Consider the following 18,989-nt stretch of genomic DNA (forward strand, 5'->3'; position numbering starts at 1 on the left):
GCTATGGGCTTTGGCATGGAACATCTGCCCGACCCGTCCCGCCCGCTTCGCATTGGAACCCGCGCCTCGAAACTGGCGCTGGCGCAGGCCCATGAGACGCGCGACCGCCTGATGGCCGCGCATGGGTTGCCCGAGGCTGCCTTTCAGATCGTCCCGATGACGACGACCGGCGACCAGATCCAGAACCGCTCGCTGCGCGAAGCAGGCGGCAAGGGCTGTTCACCCGCGAGATCGAGGAGGCGCTGGCGGCAGGGACCATCGACATCGCCGTCCATTCGATGAAGGACATGCCGACGATCCAGCCGGATGGCTTGGTCATCGACTGCTATCTGCCGCGCGAGGATGTGCGCGACGCCTTCGTCAGCCCGCATGTCGGCGGGATCGACGAATTGCCGCAGGGCGCGGTGGTCGGGTCCTCCAGCCTGCGGCGGCGCGCGCAACTGCTGCATCGCCGCCCCGACCTGCAACTGGTCGAGTTTCGCGGCAACGTCCAGACCCGGCTGCGCAAGCTGGACGAAGGCGTCGCCGTCGCGACATTCCTTGCTATGGCCGGGCTGTCGCGGCTTGGCCTGCCCGGGGTCGCGCGTTCCGCGATTGACCCGGACCAGATGCTGCCCGCCGTGGCGCAGGGCTGTATCGGGGTCGAACGTCGCCTGAACGATGGCGCGACCGGCGCCCTGCTGGCCGCGATCGGCGATCAGGACAGCGCGCTGCGCGTCACCGCCGAACGTGCCTTTCTGGCGCGGCTGGACAGGTCGTGCCAGACTCCGATCGCCGGGCTGGCCGAGATTTCGGGTGGCGAGCTGCGCCTGCGTGGCGAAATCCTGCGGCCGGATGGTTCGCAATCGCTTGCGGCGGAATGTCGCGGGCCGGTCGGCGATGGTCCCGCGATGGGCGACGATCTGGCGCGCGAGTTGCTGGGACGCGCCGGGCCGGGCTTTCTGGCCGGGCATTGACCGGGTCGTGAAGGGGCGCCCGCCAAGGCGCGGAGTTCGTCCTGGCTTATTTTGCTCGTCCGGTTGCGGGGCGTTTGACGTCCTTCGCGCGGCCCGCCGCCCTGCCTGTGCAAAAGCCATTGCCTGCGCAGGGAATTCGGATCGCGACAGGAGATCCCGGGGCGCGCGCTGGTCTGACGTGCCGCGCATGTGACCGGCGGGCATGGGCGTTCTCTCGGGTCTTTGTCGGATCGGCGCAGGTTGCCGGTCGCGGAGGGCGGCTACAGAGCCAGCAACAGCCACATCCCAGGACCGCCGTTCCGCCACCGCCCGGCGATGCAGCGCCAGCCCGCGCGGCGAATCCCGCGGGCCGGGGTCGTGTGCCATGCCGTTCAGCCAGGGTTCGTCCGAGACCACCCCGCCATGGCTGCGCCGGCCCCGGCAGAGCGGATGCCGAGCGCGCCCGCCATCGCGCCCTCGAGGCCAGCCGGCATTGGGGGGGGCGGTGCCGGGCGGCATCGCGCCGGATCACCCGCAGCGCATCGCGCGACCATGCGGCAGCGGCGATCAGCAGCCCGGTCAGGCGCGAGGCGGGCAGGTTGACCGGATCATCCAGCCGCGCGGCAAAGCGCCAGAATTCGCCGTGGCGCGCGTTCAGGTGGCCGATCATCGAATCCAGCGTGGTGATCGCCTTATAGGCGGCAATCCCCGGCAGGCCTGCCACCGCCGCCCAGAACAATGGCGCAATCACCCCGTCCGATGCATTTTCGGCGAGGCTTTCCAGTGCCGCGCGGGCAATCGGTTCGGGGCGGTCGTCCAGATCGCGCCCGACGATCATCGCCACGGCGGCGCGGGCGGCGGGGATATCGCCTTGTGCCAGCGGATCCGCCACGGCCTTGACATGGTCGTGCAGCGACCGGCTGGCGACCAGCGGCCAGGCCAGAACGCCCAGCAGGACGGGGCCAAAGGGCAGGGCCCCAAGCCACGCGGGCAGTGCCAGCGCGGGCAGGACAGCGGCGGCAATGGTCGTCAGGCTGGCGATCACGCCGCGCAACACCCGATGCCCGCCGCGATTGCCGTTGCGGTCCAGCCAGCCGATCAACCGGCCAAGCCATGTCACCGGATGGCCGATGCGCCGGTAAACCGCATCGGGCCAGCCGATCAGCGCGTCCAGCGCCAGCGCGACCAGCGCCACGGTCAGGCTGTCGGCAGGCCAGTTCATGCGAAGGTCCGGCTGGCACATTCCACCGCCCAACCGGCCGGCGTCAGGGTCATCTGCGTCACCGACAGCGGCGCGATGGCAAAGGACAGCGCGGCGGGACCGGCGACCATCGACAGCGCGGCGCGGGCGGTTCCGGCATGGGCGACCACCACCACCCGCCCGCTGGCCTTTTCCAGAACCGGGCGCACGCGGGCGCACATCTGGTTGAAGCTTTCGCCATCCGGCGGGCGGTAGCGGGCCAGTTCGCGGGGCGTCAGGGGGCCAAGATCGGGGATCTCGGTCGCGGGAATATCTTCCCACAGGCCGAAATCCTGCTCCCACAGGTTTGGGATCCAGACGGGGTGTCAGGCCAAGGGCGGCGCAGGTCTGTTGGCAACGCCGCGCCGGGCTGGACCAGATATCCACCTCTTTCAACGTGGCAAGATGCTGCCGCAAGGCGTTGATTTGTCGTGTGTCTGTCACATCTGCCGCGACATCCCGGCGTCCCGCGATCCGCCCGTCGGCAATCGCCGGCGCGTGACGAACCAGCCAGAGCCGCGTCACGATCGCCTCGGAGTTGCCGCAACGCGCGGGGCGACCTTGAAAGGCGGGGCTGATATCGCCGATGTCATTCCTGGCCTGTCCTGTGCTTGCATCTTGCCCGCACCAGACCAATCCCCGCGCCGCAGCGCAAGGTGAAATGCGGCTCCGGGAAGGGATGCAATCCTTTTGTTTAGAAAAATTCGGCATAATCAAATTCATACACCGCAATCATCGAATATCTCGAACGCCGTTCACCCCCCGCAAACCAGACCGCGCTTGACAGCATCGCCCCCGGCCTGCGTCACTTTCCCTGACGTGGCCATGCGGACCCGCTTGACGCACGCTGCGGCTTGAGGCGATGGTTAACTGAACAATCGTTCAATAAACGGCGATGATCTGCAGGAGGAGAGGCTTTCGGATGTTCACGCGCGGGATGGAATTCGATCTGGGCGAAGAGGTGAATGCGCTGCGCGACATGGTGCATCGCTGGTCTCAGGACCGGGTCAGGCCGATGGCGGCAGAGGTCGACCGCAGCAATGCCTTTCCGAACCAGCTTTGGACCGAAATGGGCGATCTGGGCCTGCTGGGGATCACGGTTCCCGAGGAATTCCGGGGGGCCGGGATGGGCTATCTGGCCCATGTCGTCGCGACCGAGGAAATCGCCCGCTCCAGCGCATCGGTCAGCCTGTCCTATGGCGCGCATTCGAACCTGTGCGTCAATCAGATCACGCTGAACGGCACGGATGCGCAGCGCGCGAAATACCTGCCGGATCTGTGCAGCGGCCGCGCGGTCGGCGCGCTGGCCATGTCCGAGGAAGGGGCGGGCAGCGATGTCGTCTCGATGAAGCTGCAGGCCGAAAAGCGCGGCGATGGCTATGTGCTGAACGGCAACAAATACTGGATCACCAACGCCCCCGACGCCGATACGCTGGTGGTTTACGCCAAGACCGACCCGGATGCGGGCAGCAAGGGCATCACCGCCTTTATCATCGAACGCGGCATGGCGGGCTTTTCGACCAGCCCGCATTTCGACAAGCTGGGGATGCGCGGCTCGAACACGGGCGAGCTGATCTTTGAAAACTGCCATGTCCCCGCCGAAAACATTCTGGGCGCCGAAGGGCGCGGCGTGCGCGTGTTGATGTCCGGGCTGGACTATGAACGGCTGGTCCTGTCGGGCATCGGCACCGGCATCATGGCCGCCTGTCTGGACGAGGTCATGCCCTATGTCCGCGACCGCAAGCAAGTCGGCCAGCCGATCGGATCGTTCCAACTGATGCAGGGCAAGATCGCCGATATGTATGTCGCGCTGAACACCGCCCGCGCCTATGTCTACGAGGTCGCCAAGGCGTGTGATGCGGGCCGCGTGACCCGTCAGGATGCGGCGGGCGCGGTGCTTTACGCCAGCGAACAGGCGATGGTGCAGGCGCATCAGGCGGTGCAGGCGCTTGGCGGTGCGGGTTTCCTGAACGACAGCGTGGTCAGCCGCCTGTTCCGCGATGCCAAGCTGATGGAGATCGGCGCCGGCACCAGCGAGATCCGCCGGATGCTGATCGGTCGCGAGTTGATGGGGTTGGCGTGATGCGTTTCACGATATTCACCGCGCTGGCCGTGATTGCCGCGCCCGTGCTGGCTCAGGATGGGGTCAGCTATGACGACTCGATTCTGGATGCCTGCCTGAACGACAGGATGGCCGAACATGCCCAGACCGATATCGAGGGAGAGCCCCTGCGCCTGTGCATCGGTCAGGCGGCGGTTGCCTGCATGCAGGGGCCGGATGGCGATACGACCTATGGCATGGGCGAATGCCTGAGCCGGGAAACCCGGCAATGGGACATGCTGCTGAACGCCTGGTATGACAAGGCGCTGAACCACGCGGAAAGCGCCGATGCCGATCTGGCGGATATGGGATCGGCCGCACCCAAGGCCGCCCCGGCCCTGCGCGCCGCGCAGCGCAACTGGATCGCCTATCGCGACAAAAGCTGCGAATTCGAGGCCGTGCGCCATCAGGGCGGCACGATGGGCGGACCTGCGAGCGCCGATTGCATGTTGCAACTGACCGCGACCCAGGCCCTGCGGCTGCGCGATATCACCGCGGGGATGGAGTGATCCGGCCTGCCGCGCCCCATGAAAAAGGGCGCCCGTCGGGGCGCCCCGGATCTGTTTCCGGCTGCGGATCAGAATTTCATGACATAGCTGACGCCCGCGACCCAGGGGTCGACATCGACCGACCCGATCCTGACCCCGTCCAGCTCGACATCCGCCGAAATGTCGATCCAGCGCGCATCGACGCGCAGCGCGGCTTTTTCATTCAGCGCGAAATCGGCGCCGAGATGCGCGGCCAGCCCCCAGGAGTTCTTGACCCGCAGCCTGCCTGCCCGCCAGCGGGCCGCGCGCATCGGCGTCATAGAACCCGGTGAAATTCACGCCCAGACCGACAAAGGGCTTGATCTGCGGCGTCGCGTCGAAATGGTATTGCAGCGACAGGACCGGCGGCAGGTGCTTGACGGTGCCGATCTCGGTCCCGTTCGACCTGATCGTATGCTTGAAGGGCAGGGCGCCCAGCAATTCGATCCCGATATTGTCGCGGATGAAATATTCGACGGTGATCGAGGGGCGCGTGCTGTCGCCGATGCTGGTCGGAACCGTGCCGCCAGCCAGCGTGCCATTGTTCGATTTCGGACTGACATGTGCCAGGCCAAGACCCACGGTCCATTCGCCCTGCGATTGGGCGCAGGCGGGTGCGGCAAGGGCGGCAAGCGCGGTGGCAATCAGGATATGACGTTTCATTTTTCACCTTTTGTTTCGTCGCGCAAGGCGAAATCACCCGCTGCGCGCCGCCCCCGCCTTGATCTGGATCACGCGCCCGTGAGTTTGTCCGCAGATGTTGCCGCGCCGCAGCATCCCCGCCTTGCAAGGAGCCTCGCATGAAGCTGAAATCCGCAGCCCTGCCGTCCTCGGACGGGTTTCAGGCCAACCGTCAGGCTCATCTGCAGATGATCGAAACCGCGCGCGACGCCGCGCTGGCTGCGGCGGCGGGGGGCGGCCCCAAGGCGGTCGAACGTCACATCAGCCGGGGCAAGATGCCGCCGCGCGACAGGGTGGCGAACTTGCTGGACCCCGGCAGCCCGTTTCTGGAAATCGGCGCCACGGCCGCGCATGGCATGTATGACGGAGCCGCCCCCGGCGCGGGCGTGATCGCCGGGATCGGACGGGTTCAGGGGCAGGATGTCATGGTCGTCGCCAATGACGCGACGGTCAAGGGCGGCACCTATTACCCGATGACGGTGAAAAAGCACCTGCGCGCGCAGGAAATCGCCCAGGAATGTCATCTGCCCTGCGTCTATCTGGTCGATTCTGGCGGGGCGAACCTGCCCAATCAGGACGAGGTCTTTCCCGACCGCGATCATTTCGGCCGCATCTTCTACAATCAGGCGCAGATGTCGGCACTGGGCATTCCGCAGATCGCGGTGGTCATGGGGTCCTGCACGGCGGGCGGCGCCTATGTGCCCGCCATGTCCGATGTGACGATCATCGTGCGCGGGCAGGGCACGATCTTTCTGGCGGGTCCCCCTCTGGTCAAGGCCGCAACCGGCGAAGTCGTCAGCGCCGAGGATCTTGGCGGCGGCGATGTCCACACCCGCCTGTCGGGCGTCGCCGATTATCTGGCCGAAGACGACGCCCATGCGCTGGCGCTGGCCCGCCGCGCCATCGGCAACCTGAACCGTCGCCTGCCGCAGTCGGTGGTCTGGCAATCCCCCGAACCGCCCGCCTACGACCCCGAGGAGATCCTGCGGCATCGTCCCCGCCGACCTGCGCACCCCCTATGACATCCGCGAGGTCATCGCCCGCGTGGTCGACGGCTCGCGTTTCGACGAATTCAAGGCGCGGTTCGGCGAAACGCTGGTCACGGGATTTCGCCCATGTTGCAGGGCTGCCCCGTGCGGCATCATCGCCAATAACGGCGTGATCTTTTCCGAAGCCGCGCAGAAGGGCGCCCATTTCATCGAACTCTGCAGCCAGCGCGGTATCCCGCTGATTTTCCTGCAGAACGTCACCGGCTTCATGGTCGGGCGCAAATATGAAAACGAAGGGATCGCACGGCATGGCGCGAAGATGGTGACGGCGGTCGCGACGACCAATGTGCCGAAAATCACCATGCTGGTCGGCGGCAGCTTTGGCGCGGGCAATTACGGCATGGCAGGGCCGCGCCTATTCGCCGCGATTCCTGCGGACATGGCCGAATTCGCGGATCTCGGTCATGGGCGGCGAACAGGCGGCGGGCGTGCTGGCCACCGTCCGCCGCGACGGGATCGAACGCGGCGGCGGCACATGGACCCCCGAAGAAGAGGCCGAATTCAAACGCCCCACGATTCAGATGTTCGACCGCCAGCGCCACCCGCTCCATGCCTCGGCGCGGCTGTGGGACGATGGCATCATCGACCCGCGCAAGACACGCGAGGTGCTGGCCCTGTCGCTCCGCGCCAGCCTGAACGCTCCGATCCAGCCGACGCGTTTCGGCGTCTTCAGGATGTCAGGGGGATGCTTGCCGCGACGATCCAGGACAGTTTCAACCGGGCGCCGGGTCAGAAACAGGGCTGTATCTGACCCATCTTGCCGCCGAGCAGCCGGTGCCGGGTGACAGGTTCGACCTCGGCAGGTCGCGACGCGCCTTGTGACAAAAGTGGACGACAGGCGGCGAACCCGCGACTGCCTGACGGCAGAGCCTGCAGGAGCGCGCCCCATCTGCTGGTCGCCGTGACGCCCGCCGCTGGATCCGGACGAACGGCAGCAGGCCACCCGCCGCCGCATCTCGACCGACCCACAGGCCGATCACAGCCTGATGCAACGCCATCCCGATGCGCGGCATCTGCGCCTTGGGCGAAGCGATGCGGAAACCGCCGAACTTCTCGACCGTATCCGATCCGATGGCCTGACGGCGGTCCTGCATCCCGTGCCCGGTCAGGATATCCGGTCCGGTCAGGTCGGCATCCTGCTTGACGCCGACGATCAAGCGGCTGTCGTGATCCCGACCACGCATGCCAAAACCTGCCGCGCAGATGACATCCCCGAAAAATTCCTCCGCCGCGCGGGCCATGCGGGCCATGACGAATGGCGGGGCCGAAATCCCGATCTGTCGGACGGCACGCCGATCCTCTGCCACGGCTTCCAACTGGTCGAGGTCGTCGGATGACCCGCAGGTTCACCCTTTCCCGGATGACCGGAAGCGTCTTGCTCAACACAGCCCCGCAGGGTGACGCGGCACCCGTCACCCGTTCACACACCCCGATCAATACCCGCCGCGCGCAAGACGGCGCCGCGCTGCCGCTGGCCACCCATGCCAAGGACACCGCCACCCGCCAACGGATCGCGGCAGGCGCCGGGAATGCTGCTCAGGACGGCCCCGCAGATACGCATGACCACACAGGGACCGCGCGCCCGCCCCTGACCGACTGCGCCGTCATCCCCGGCGCCAGCCACCTCAGCGGCACACCCCGGATCGCCGCCCCGACATCGCTCCGCCCGACATCGCCCCGCCGAACGCGGTCATGCCAAAACGCGCCGCATCCCGATCGCCGCAAGCATCGACCTGCACCACGCCAACAACCTCGGCCGGGCCGCCCGACAAACTCCGCGATCCGCGCCAATGCCGATCCGTCCCGCCAACAGATCGCCCGCATCCCCATTCTTCATCACGAAAATACCCGCGGGGTCCGGGGGCGGCGGCCCTGCTGCCTCGGCCAGCCGGGTGACCGATGTTTGACAAGATCCTGATCGCGAACCGGGGCGAGATCGCCTGCCGCATCATCGACACCGCCCGCAAGCTGGGCCTGCGCACGGTGGCGGTCTATTCCGACGCCGACCGTGCCGCGCGCCATGTCGCCATGGCCGACGAGGCCGTCCATATCGGCGGCCCCGCCCCACGCGACAGCTATCTGCGCGGCGATGCGATCATCGCCGCCGCGCAGGAAACCGGCGCGCAGGCGATCCATCCGGGCTACGGCTTCCTGTCCGAAAACCCCGATTTCGTCGATGCGGTCACTGCCGGCGAGGTTGACCTTCATCGGCCCGCTCGGCGGCATGCGATCCGCAAGATGGGGCTGAAGGACGCCGCCAAGGCGCTGATGGAGCAGGCCGGCGTGCCGGTCGTGCCCGGCTATCACGGCGACGCGATCAGGACCCCGATCATCCTTGCGGCACAGGCCGATGCAGATCGGCTATCCCGTGCTGATCAAGGCGGTCGCCGGCGGCGGCGGCAAGGGGATGCGGCTGGTCGAACGCGCGCACGATTTCGCCGCCGCCCTGCAATCCGCGCAGGGCGAGGCCGCGACGGCATTCGGCAACCCCGCCGTGCTGATCGAGAAATACGTCCAGCAGCCCCGCCATATCGAGGTGCAGGTCTTTGGCGACGGCACCCGCGCCGTCCATCTGTTCGAACGCGACTGCTCGCTGCAACGCCGCCACCAGAAGGTGATCGAGGAAGCCCCTGCCCCCGGCATGACCCCGAAATGCGTCGGGCCATGGGCGAAGCCGCGACCCGCGCGGCGGAGGCGATCGGCTACGCCGGCGCGGGCACCATCGAATTCATCGTCGATGGCAGCGACGGCCTGCGCCCGGACGGCTTCTGGTTCATGGAAATGAACACCCGGCTGCAGGTCGAACATCCCGTCACCGAACTGATCACCGGCGTCGATCTGGTCGAGTGGCAGCTGCGCGTCGCCAGCGGCGAGCCGCTGCCCGCAACTCAGGACCAGCTGACCATCACCGGCCACGCCTTCGAGGCCCGACTTTATGCCGAGGACGTCCCCGCAGGCTTCCTGCCCGCAACCGGCACGCTGGCGCATCTGGTCTTTCCCGACAGCGCCCGCGTCGAAACCGGCGTGCGGCAGGGCGACACGATCAGCCCGTGGTATGACCCGATGATCGCCAAGCTTGTGACCCACGGCCCGACCCGCGCCATCGCCCTGCGCGCGCTGGAAACCGCGCTGGTCGATACCGAGGTCGCGGGTTCGGTCACCAATGTCGATTTCCTGATCGCCCTGACCCGGCATCCCGGTTTCAACCGGGGCGAGGTGGATACCGGCCTGATCGGCCGCGACCTTGACGCGCTGGTCGCCGCCGCTGAACCCGATCCGCGCGCCCGCGCGCTGGCGGTGATCGGCCTTGCAGGCCTTGATGATCCGCAGATCCGGGGCGGGGTGACGCTGTGGCAGCCCCTGCGTCGCACCATCGCCTGGGATGGCGGGCAGGCGGTGCCTGAGGTGCTGGGCCCCGGCGCCGCGCGCGTCACGCTGGACGGCACCAGCCATGACATCCGCCACACCGGCGGGCGCTGGTGGGTCGATGGCGGCCCGCGACAGTCGCGCATCGTCAACCATGCCGCCGGAACCAGCGTCTTTGGCGGGCGCACGGTGACGCTGACCCCGCTGGACCCGCTGGATCGCGGCGGGGATGAGATCGGCGGGGGCTGACGCTGTCGCCGATGCCGGGTCTGGTCAAGGCCGTGTTCGTCGAACCGGGACAGGAGGTCACGGCGGGCGACCGGCTGGCCATTCTGGAAGCGATGAAGATGGAACATACCCTGACCGCCGCCCGCGATGGCCGCGTGGCCGAGGTTCTGGCCCGCCCCGGCGATCAGGTTCAGGCGGGCGCCCCCCTGATCCGGCTGGAGGAGGACGCCGATGCCTGACATCCCGATCCTGTGGCATGTCCCGCTGTCGCGTTCGATGCGGGTGATGTGGCTGCTGGAAGAAATCGGCTGCGACTATGACCTGCGGCGGGTCGATTTCTTTGACGGCTCGATGCGGGCGGATGATTATGCCAGCCTGCATCCGGCGGGTCGCGTGCCGGTCCTGCAGATCGACGGGCTGACCCTGCACGAATCCGGCGCGATGATCGAATATCTGTGCGAAACCCGCGCGCCCGCGCTGATGCGCGGGCCGGGGCAGGCGGGGCGCGGGGAATGGCTGGACTGGCTGCATTTCGCGGAAACCCTTGGCCAGCATCTGGCGAACCTGACCCAGCACCATATCGTCCTGCGCGAGGATTGGCAGCGTTCGCCCACCGTGATGAAACTGGAATCGGCACCGGCTGTCGCGCGCGCTGCGTCTGGTCGAAACCGCGCTGAGCGGTCGCGACTGGCTGATGGGCGAATTTTCCGGCGTCGATTGCGCGGTCGGCTGGTCGGTCTGGCTGGCGCGCCGCTTTACCGCGCTGGACCCCCGCCCCGCGCTGGCCGGTTACGTCGAACGCTGCGCCGCGCGCCCGGCGTTTCAGCGCAGCCTGCCCGCGCCGGGTGAAAAGCTGATCTATTCCCGTGATTTTTACGAGGTGCCCGATGTCTGACCCGGTCGAGATATTCGAGGTCGGCCCGCGCGACGGCTTGCAGAACGAAAAGCGCCTGATCCCCACCGCCGAAAAGATCGCGCTGGTCGATCTGCTGTCCACCGCCGGTTTTCGCCGGATCGAGGTGACCAGTTTCGTACCGCCGAAATGGGTCCCGCAGATGGCCGACGCCGCCGGGGTCATGGCCGGGATCACCCGCGCGCCCGGTGTCAGCTATGCCGTGCTGACCCCGAACATCAGGGGGTATGAGAACGCCCGTGCCGCCCGCGCATCCGAGGTCGCGATCTTTGCCAGCGCCTCCGAAGGGTTTTCCAGGGCCAATCTGAACGCGACGATTGCCGAAAGTCTGGAACGTCTGGCCCCGGTGGCTGCGGCCGCGCTGGCCGATGGCATCTTGCTGCGCGGCTATGTTTCTGTGGTGACGGATTGCCCCTTTGACGGGCCGACGCCGCCCGGAAACGTCGCCCGCGTCGCGGCGGCCCTGCGCGACATGGGCTGCTATGAAATCAGCCTTGGCGAGACGATCGGGCAGGGGCGGCCGGAAACCATCGACGCCATGCTGACGGCCGTGCTGGACGAACTGCCTGCGGACCGTCTGGCCGGGCATTACCACGACACGGCAGGGCGCGCGCTGGAAAACATCGACGCGAGCCTTGCGCGCGGGCTGCGGGTCTTTGACGCCGCGGTGGGCGGGCTTGGCGGCTGTCCCTATGCGCCGGGGGCCGGGGGCAATGTCGCGACCGAACGGGTCGCCGCGCATCTGGCCGCGCAGGGCCATGCGACAGGGCTGGACATGGACATCATCGGGCAGGCCGCGCGAATGGCGCGGGCCATGCGCGGCACGACGGGGGATTGACGCATGAGCTATGAGACGATCCGCATCGACAGTGACGCGCGCGGCGTGACCACCCTCTGGCTGGCGCGCGCGGATAAACACAATGCGCTGTCTGCGCAGATGATCCGCGAACTGACCGATGCCGCGCTGGCTCTGGGCGATGACGACCGCACCCGCGTCGTCATTCTGGCCGCCGAGGGGCACAGCTTTTGCGCGGGCGGCGATCTGGGCTGGATGCAGGACCAGATGCGCGCCGATGCCACGACCCGCAGGGCCGGCGCGCGCGAGCTTGCCATGATGCTGAACGCCCTGAACGAAATGCCCAAACCCCTGATCGGCCGGGTTCACGGCAATGCCTTTGGCGGCGGTGTCGGCATGATTTCGGTCTGCGATGTCGCCATCGGCCAGCAGGGCGCGAAATTCGCCCTGACCGAAACCCGCCTTGGCCTGATCCCCGCCACCATCGGCCCCTATGTCCTGTCCCGCATGGGCGAGGACCGCGCCCGCCGCGTCTTCATGTCGGGCCGGGTCTTTGACGCCGAGGAGGCCGTGGGGCTGAACCTGCTGGCCCGCGCGACGACCGCGGAGGATTTGGATGCCGCCGTGGCCTTCGAGGTCGAACCCTATCTGTCCTGCGCGCCGGGCGCGGTGGCCGCCGCCAAACGCCTCGCCCGCCGCCTTGGCCCCCGCATCGACGCCGAGGTGATCGACGCCAGTATCGACGATCTCGTCTCGGTCTGGGAAGGTGCCGAGGCGCCCGAAGGGATCGCGGCCTTTTTCGACAAGCGCAAACCGCCGTGGCAGAGCTGAGGCAGCGCCGGGCATGTCAAGGGTGCTTCTCGGGCGCGTCGGGCCGCTAACCCGATGGTATTCGTCGCGGGAAATCCAGATGGGCAGGGCTTTGGCAAGGACGCCGTTTGAACCGTCATCGATCTGATGGGGCGGCATTTCACCACGAAGTTCCTTTCTGGCGACATGGTCGCGGGTCGATGCCGGGATTTCGCAAGATGGTCCGGGGCGGTTGTTTCGACATCGGACTTGGGCCGGTGCGGGTGGCATGGGACAGCGTGGACGACGATACCGGGCGTGACCCTTCGTGCGGTTGATCGGGCGCAGCGGATCGCACGGAACAGGCCGTGAACCCGTTGGGACGAGCGACGGCGGCCGTGACGAATGAAAAGATCGGATGCGATGCCCCGTTTTTGTCGGGCAAGCGATTCGATGGGACCCGCGCGCGTCCGCAGTTTTCTGGCAGCGAAAAGGAGGCGGCGAGGGCCGAGATGGCGCGCGATGTTGTTCGGGCGGATCCGTCTTTCCGGCGCTGGTTGCACAGCCCCACAGCGATCCGCCCCTGCAGGCGCGGAATGGGTGCCATGCGACAATGCCGGGCTGACAAGACGCCCGTTCGCTGTTAACGCAAACAATCGCGAACATCCCTCATTCTCCTAGCAGGTGCCCTATGCCGCCGCAGCCAAACCTGACACTCGCCGTTCTGGCGCTGGGCCTTGGTGCCTTTGCGATCGGCACCTCTGAATTCGCGGCCATGGGCCTGCTGCCCTGGTTTGCCGCCGATCTGGGCGCGACCGAACCGCAGGCGGGCCATGTCATCAGCGCCTATGCCATGGGCGTGGTGATCGGTGCGCCGCTGACCTCGATTCTCGGGGCGCGGCTGCCGCGCTGCCGCTATCTGGCGGCGCTGATCGCGATCTATGGGGTCGCGAACCTGCTGGCGGCGGTGCTGCCGGGCTATCACACGCTGGTCGGCATGCGCTTTCTGGCGGGGCTGCCGCATGGCGGTTTTCTGGGCGTGGCCATGCTGTTTGCCGCCGACGCCCTGCCACGCGAACAGCGCGCCAAGGGGGTGACGCAGATCCTGCTGGGGCTGACCATCGCCAATATCGTCGGCGTGCCGCTGGCCAGTGCCATCGGGCAGGGGCTGGGCTGGCGTTGGGGCTTTGCCCTGCCGGGGCTGCTGGCGCTGATCGCCGCCGTCCTGATCCTGAGGCTGGCGCCGCGCGTCGGCAGCGACCCCGATGCGCGCCCCCTGCAAGAGCTGCGCGCGCTTGGCAACCCCGCCGTCATTCAGGTTCTGCTGGTCGGGGCCATCGGCTTTGGCGGGCTGTTCGCGGTCTATGCCTATCTGTCGGCGGCGATGATCGCCACGACCGGGGCGCCGGGCTGGGCCGTGCCGCTGGCGCTGTCGGCCTTTGGGATCGGCGGCACTTTGGGCAGCATCGGGGCGGCGCGGCTGACGATCCGGCTGGGCGTGTTCCGTTCGGCGGCGGCGCTGATCGCCTTTATGGCCGCGACGCAGGCCTTTGCCTCTTTCGCGGTGGGAAGCTGGCCGTTGATGGTGGCTTCGGCGCTGATCCTCGGGCTTGGGTCGGGGATGGTGGTGCCCTTGCAGACGCGGCTGATGGATGTCGCGGGGCCTGCGCAATCCATGGCGGCGGCGATGAATCACGCGGCCTTCAATGCCGCCAATGCGCTTGGGCCCTGGGTTGCCGGTCTGGCGCTGAATGCGGGCTGGGGCTGGCGGTCGTCCGGTCTGGTCGGGGTTGGCCTGTCCTGCGCCGGAATGATCGCGCTGGTCTCACGCGGCGCTATGCGCTGGCACATGGTGACGATGGTTCGCGCCACCTGCGGGTCGGGGGATAGCGGGGCGCGATCTTGCCGCGAGGGCCGCGCCCATCATGGCCGCCGCGTCCCGGATGATCCCGGTCGGGCCGCATCGCAAAGGGGCCGGGAAGGCGTGCCACCTTTACCCTTTCCCCGTCTTTACCCTATCGCCGTCTTTCGGTAATGCGCGGCATGATCCACGATAACCCCGCCCTGTCTGCCCGCCGGTCCTGCGCCGTGACCGGTTCTGCGAAAACCCGGTTCCGGGTGCGGGTGGTGTTGCAATGAGTGCCGGGATGGCGACGGGTTCCCCCCCGGCCAGCCTGTTGTCGGTTGCGCCGATGATGGACTGGACGGACAGCAATTGCAGGCGGTTTCACCGCATGCTCAGCCGCCGGGCGCTGCTGTATACGGAAATGGTGACCTCGGCCGCGATCGTGCATGGCGATCTGTCGCGGCTGCTGGATTATGATGCCTGCGAACATCCCGTGGCCCTGCAACTGGGCGGCTCGGATCCGGCGCAGTTGCGGCAGGCGGTCGGGATCGCGGCGGATTGGGGCTATGACGAGATCAACCTGAATGTCGGCTGCCCAAGCGACCGCGTGCAATCGGGCTGTTTCGGCGCGGTGCTGATGACGCGGCCGGAGCTGGTTGCGGATTGCGTGGCCGGGATGATCGCGGTCAGCCCGGTCGAGATCACGGTGAAATGCCGCATCGGCGTCGATGACCAGATCCCCGAAGACGTGCTGCCCGATTTCATCGCCCGGATGCGCGCGGCGGGGGTCCGGCGGATGGCGATTCATGCGCGCAAGGCGTGGTTGCAGGGGCTTTCCCCGCGTGAGAACCGCGAAATTCCGCCGCTGGACTATCCGCTGGTGCATCGGATGAAGGCCGAATTTCCCGATATGGACCTGTCGGTCAATGGCGGGATTGCGACCTTGGATCAGGTGCAGGACCACCTGCGGGTCATGGACGGGGTGATGGTCGGGCGCGCGGCCTATCATCAGCCCTGGGATATCCTGGGGGCGGCGGATGGTTTGTGGGGCGAGGCGCCGCCCTTTGAGACGCCCACCGATGCGGCGCTGGCGATGCGGCCCCTGATTCTGGCGCATCTGGAACGGGGCGGGCGGCTGCATCAGGTCACGCGCCATATGCCGGGCCTGTTTCATGGGCGGCCAGGGGCGCGGCAATGGCGCCGGGTGCTGTCCGAGGGGGCATCCACCGGCGGGATCGAGGTCTGTGACGCGGCCCTGGCCCAGACCCGGATCGATCCCGACTGAATGAACGGCCGGGTGTGGCAACGCTGCTTGCCGACTTGTGGCGTACGGTGGGTCTGGATCGGTTTTTGGGGGTATTTATATGATGAAGAAATAGTTCCCGGCCTGATTCATCTGCGTTCCGCGGCCTTGGCGGCGTCCCAGAGCCGGTCCATTTCCGCCAGATCGCTGTCTTTGGGCTGGCGGCCCTGACGGGCGAGTTCGGATTCGATGAACTGGAAGCGGCGGGTGAATTCGCATTGGCGCCGCGCAGCGCCTCTTCGGGGTCGAGGTCGAGGTGGCGGGCGAGATTGGCCATGACGAACAGGAGATCGCCGAATTCCTCGGTCAGTTCGGCCTTGCCCTTGTGGTCGCGGGCCTCGACCAGTTCGGCGGTTTCTTCGGTGAGTTTGTCCAGCACCTGCGCCGCGCCCGGCCAGTCGAAGCCGACGCGGGCGGCGCGGTTTTGCAGCTTGATCGCGCGGGTCAATGCGGGCAGGCCAAGCGCGACCCCGTCCAGCACGCCTTTTTCGGCGCGTCCGGCGCGTTCGCGGGCCTTGATCTCTTCCCAGTCCCTGACCTGCTGTTCGGCGGATTTGTCGCGGTTTTCGTCGCCGAAGACATGGGGGTGGCGGGCGATCAGCTTGTCCGAGATCCGGCGCGCGACATCGTCGAAGCCGAGCATCCCGGCCTCTTGCGCCATTTGCGCGTGAAAGACGACCTGCAGCAGCAGGTCGCCCAGTTCGCCGGGGAATTCGTCCCGGGCCTGACGCGCGATGGTATCGGCGACCTCATGCGCCTCTTCGATGGTATAGGGCGCGATCGAGGCGAAATCCTGTTCGATATCCCAAGGGCAGCCCCGTTCCGGGTCGCGCAGGGCGGCCATGATGGCACGCAGCCGCTGGAGCTGGTCGGCGTGGTCCGGCGCGGCAAGAGGGTACTTTTCGGGGTGGCGGAAGCGTTCGGCATGTCCGGCCTTCTGGTTTGGGAACTGGTCAGGGCTGTGCCACAGGAGCGGCGGTTTGTCTACGCAGGGTTGGGGTCGGACCTGTCGCCGGGATGCCCACGAAGAGGTGACCGGATGCCTGTCGCACGGGCCTGTCGCGGCTTCTCGCACGTTCTGTCGCCGGCGCGCAGATAGGTTGCGCGCCAATCCGCGCCCCGATCCATGTGGGCCAGCCAGCGCCACGGGCGCCTTCGACACGCCGTTCTGACATGCCAGGGGAAAACCACATGTTCGTCACCCCCGCATTCGCGCAGGCCACCGGCCAACCTTCGGGCGCCGCGGGACTTGCGTCCTTTGTCCGCTTCGACTCCGGGTGTTCGTCATCATGTATTTCTTGATGATCCGTCCCCAGCAAAAGCGCATGAAGGAACATCGCGCGATGGTCGAGGCGCTGAAAAAAGGCGATGAGATCGTGACCCAGGGCGGTCTGATCGGCAAGGTCGTCGCCGTGCGTGACAACGAGGCCGAGGTGGAAATCGCGTCTGGCGTCAACGTGCGCGTCGTGCGCTCGACCATCGCGTCGGTCGTCAACCGCACCGCGCCGGTCGCCGCCAACAACTGAGGAATCACCCTCCACATGCTGCAGATCCCGTTCTGGAAGCGCATCGCTATCCTGCTGACGGTGGGCTTTGGCCTGCTGCTCGCGATGCCAAACGCATTCTATTCCCGTGTCGAGCAACATAACGACGCGCTGGCGAGTGTCGAAAAGACCGGGGTCACCACGCCCGAGGATGAGGCGGCGATTGCTGGCTGGCCGGGCTTTCTGCCCTCGCGGCTGGTTGCGCTTGGCCTTGACCTGCGCGGCGGTGCGCATTTGCTGGGGCAGGTCCATGTCGAGGATGTCTATCGCGCCCGCATGACCTCGCTCTGGCCCGAGGTCCGCGATGCGCTGGCGGCGGAGCGCGACACGGTCGGCGCGGTGCGCCGCGTCACCAGCCCCGAGGATCAGCTGATCGTCGAGATCGGCAATCCCGCAGGCATGACCCGCGCCGTCGAAATCGCGCGGCGTTTCGTCACGCCGGTCGCGACGCTCAGCGGTGTCGGCCAGAACGATCTGAACGTCGCGGGCAGCGGCAACCGGCTGACCATCCGCATCACCGATGCCGAGAAATCGGCCATGGCCGACCGCACCGTCCAGCAGACGCTGGAAATCGTGCGCAGGCGGGTTGACGAGGTCGGCACCCGCGAACCGACGATCATGCGTCAGGGCAGCGACCGCGTGCTGATCCAGGTGCCGGGCATCGGTTCGGCCGAGGAGCTCAAGGCGCTGATCGGCACGACCGCGCGGCTGACCTTCAACCCGGTCGTCGGCCGCGTCGCCGATGAAAACGCTAACCCCGGTTCCGGCAATTCGCTGGTTCCGTCGGTGGATGAGCCGGGCGTGTTCTATGTGCTGGAAGACCGTCCCGTCGTCACCGGCGAGGAACTGGTCGATGCCCGGCCCAGCTTTGACCAGAACGGCGCGCCTTCGGTCGATTTCCGGTTCAACGCGCAGGGCGCGCAGAAATTCGGCATCTATACGGCGGCGAATGTCGGCCAGCCCTTTGCCATCGTTCTGGACGATCAGGTGATTTCGGCCCCGGTCATCCGGCAGGCGATCACCGGCGGTTCGGGGCAGATTTCCGGTTCGATGAATATCGAGGAATCGACCCAGCTTGCGGTGCTGCTGCGCGCGGGGGCCTTGCCTGCCGAAATGACCTTTCTGGAAGAGCGGACCATCGGGCCGGAACTGGGGCAGGACAGCATCGACGCGGGCAAGCTGTCGACGATCATCGCGACCGTCGTCGTCGTCGCCTATATGATCGCCAGCTATGGGCTGTTCGGGGTCTTTGCCTCGGTCGCGGTGCTGACCAACGTGTTGATGATTCTGGGCATCATGTCGGTGATGGGGGCGACGCTGACGCTGCCCGGCATTGCGGGGATCGTGCTGACCGTCGGCACGGCGGTTGACGCGAACGTCATCATTTACGAACGCATCCGCGAGGAGTTGCGCAAAGGGGCCAATGTCGTGCGCGCCGTCGATACCGGTTTCCGCGAGGCGATGAGCGCGATCATCGACGCGAACCTGACCAGCTTCATCGCGGCGATGGTGATGTTCTTTCTGGGCTCCGGCCCGGTCAAGGGCTTTGCCGTGACCTTTACCATCGGTCTGGTCACCTCGGTCTTTACGGCGATCTATTTCACGCGATTGATGATCGTGTTCTGGATCGAATGGCGCAAACCCAAGGAACTGGTGCTGTAGGGGGAAACG

At 67.0% G+C, this 18,989-nt stretch carries 12 protein-coding genes and 9 pseudogenes; 16 read left to right on the plus strand and 5 right to left on the minus strand.

Going from position 1 to position 18,989, the window contains the following annotated elements:
- Positions 1–15 precede the first annotated feature (15 nt).
- Positions 16–956, plus strand: a pseudogene (gene hemC, locus PE067_RS07730) (hydroxymethylbilane synthase).
- Between the two features lie 303 nt (positions 957–1,259).
- On the opposite strand, the pseudogene PE067_RS07735 reads toward hemC, so the two are convergent.
- The 3 genes and pseudogenes from PE067_RS07735 to PE067_RS07745 form a co-directional block, all read right to left on the minus strand.
- A pseudogene (locus tag PE067_RS07735) lies at positions 1,260–2,157 on the minus strand (CobD/CbiB family cobalamin biosynthesis protein); the annotation flags it as partial.
- Positions 2,154–2,489: a histidine phosphatase family protein gene (locus tag PE067_RS07740; RefSeq protein WP_346429684.1), complete on the minus strand. Its 336-nt coding sequence runs from the start codon at positions 2,487–2,489 to the stop codon at positions 2,154–2,156. The pseudogene PE067_RS07735 and the gene PE067_RS07740, both read right to left, overlap by 4 nt.
- A gap of 73 nt (positions 2,490–2,562) precedes the next feature.
- Positions 2,563–2,898, minus strand: a pseudogene (locus PE067_RS07745) (hypothetical protein); the annotation flags it as partial.
- Positions 2,899–3,097: 199 nt separating this feature from the next.
- Between PE067_RS07745 and PE067_RS07750 the strand changes: the two are divergent.
- Both PE067_RS07750 and PE067_RS07755 read left to right on the plus strand, forming a co-directional pair.
- Complete coding sequence (locus PE067_RS07750) at positions 3,098–4,258, plus strand: isovaleryl-CoA dehydrogenase (RefSeq protein WP_276188629.1); 1,161 nt, start codon at positions 3,098–3,100, stop codon at positions 4,256–4,258.
- Positions 4,258–4,785, plus strand: coding sequence for a DUF1311 domain-containing protein (locus tag PE067_RS07755; RefSeq protein WP_276188631.1), 528 nt, complete (start codon positions 4,258–4,260; stop codon positions 4,783–4,785). Before PE067_RS07750 ends, PE067_RS07755 begins: the two co-directional genes overlap by 1 nt.
- A 68-nt stretch (positions 4,786–4,853) precedes the next feature.
- Here the strand turns inward: PE067_RS07755 and PE067_RS07760 are convergent.
- Positions 4,854–5,466 (minus strand): annotated as a pseudogene (locus PE067_RS07760) (OmpW family outer membrane protein).
- Positions 5,467–5,603: 137 nt separating this feature from the next.
- Between PE067_RS07760 and PE067_RS07765 the strand changes: the two are divergent.
- From PE067_RS07765 to dusA, 11 genes and pseudogenes are all read left to right on the plus strand, one after another.
- Positions 5,604–7,210, plus strand: a pseudogene (locus PE067_RS07765) (carboxyl transferase domain-containing protein); the annotation flags it as partial.
- Positions 7,211–7,519: 309 nt separating this feature from the next.
- Positions 7,520–7,870, plus strand: coding sequence for a hypothetical protein (locus PE067_RS07770; protein ID WP_276188633.1), 351 nt, complete (start codon positions 7,520–7,522; stop codon positions 7,868–7,870).
- Positions 7,871–8,432: 562 nt separating this feature from the next.
- Positions 8,433–8,666, plus strand: a pseudogene (locus PE067_RS07775) (biotin carboxylase N-terminal domain-containing protein); the annotation flags it as partial.
- A gap of 135 nt (positions 8,667–8,801) precedes the next feature.
- Positions 8,802–10,148, plus strand: a pseudogene (locus PE067_RS07780) (3-methylcrotonyl-CoA carboxylase); the annotation flags it as partial.
- Positions 10,149–10,159: 11 nt separating this feature from the next.
- Entirely contained in the window at positions 10,160–10,366 is a 207-nt protein-coding gene (locus tag PE067_RS07785) for an acetyl-CoA carboxylase biotin carboxyl carrier protein subunit (RefSeq protein ID WP_276188635.1), read from the plus strand.
- 46 nt (positions 10,367–10,412) lie between these two features.
- Positions 10,413–10,538: pseudogene (locus PE067_RS21815) on the plus strand (glutathione S-transferase); the annotation flags it as partial.
- A gap of 283 nt (positions 10,539–10,821) precedes the next feature.
- Positions 10,822–11,022 (plus strand): hypothetical protein, encoded by a 201-nt coding sequence (locus PE067_RS21820; RefSeq protein ID WP_346429667.1) that lies wholly within the window; start codon positions 10,822–10,824, stop codon positions 11,020–11,022.
- A complete protein-coding gene (locus tag PE067_RS07795; protein ID WP_276188637.1) occupies positions 11,015–11,878 on the plus strand; it encodes a hydroxymethylglutaryl-CoA lyase in 864 nt (287 codons plus the stop codon). Before PE067_RS21820 ends, PE067_RS07795 begins: the two co-directional genes overlap by 8 nt.
- Before the next feature lie 3 nt (positions 11,879–11,881).
- Complete coding sequence (locus PE067_RS07800; RefSeq protein ID WP_276188639.1) at positions 11,882–12,667, plus strand: crotonase/enoyl-CoA hydratase family protein; 786 nt, start codon at positions 11,882–11,884, stop codon at positions 12,665–12,667.
- Between the two features lie 649 nt (positions 12,668–13,316).
- Positions 13,317–14,660 (plus strand): MFS transporter, encoded by a 1,344-nt coding sequence (locus tag PE067_RS07805; protein WP_276188642.1) that lies wholly within the window; start codon positions 13,317–13,319, stop codon positions 14,658–14,660.
- Between the two features lie 112 nt (positions 14,661–14,772).
- A complete protein-coding gene (dusA, locus tag PE067_RS07810; RefSeq protein WP_276188644.1) occupies positions 14,773–15,756 on the plus strand; it encodes a tRNA dihydrouridine(20/20a) synthase DusA in 984 nt (327 codons plus the stop codon).
- 107 nt (positions 15,757–15,863) lie between these two features.
- Here dusA and mazG read toward each other — a convergent pair.
- A pseudogene (mazG, locus tag PE067_RS07815) lies at positions 15,864–16,618 on the minus strand (nucleoside triphosphate pyrophosphohydrolase).
- 445 nt (positions 16,619–17,063) lie between these two features.
- Here mazG and yajC point away from each other — a divergent pair.
- Both yajC and secD read left to right on the plus strand, forming a co-directional pair.
- Complete coding sequence (yajC, locus tag PE067_RS07820) at positions 17,064–17,300, plus strand: preprotein translocase subunit YajC (RefSeq protein ID WP_276188645.1); 237 nt, start codon at positions 17,064–17,066, stop codon at positions 17,298–17,300.
- A 15-nt stretch (positions 17,301–17,315) separates the two neighbouring features.
- Positions 17,316–18,980: a protein translocase subunit SecD gene (gene secD, locus PE067_RS07825; RefSeq protein WP_276188647.1), complete on the plus strand. Its 1,665-nt coding sequence runs from the start codon at positions 17,316–17,318 to the stop codon at positions 18,978–18,980.
- The last annotated feature ends 9 nt before the right edge of the window (positions 18,981–18,989 follow it).

The organism is Paracoccus sp. DMF-8 (assembly GCF_029309835.1).
Lineage (GTDB): Bacteria > Pseudomonadota > Alphaproteobacteria > Rhodobacterales > Rhodobacteraceae > Paracoccus.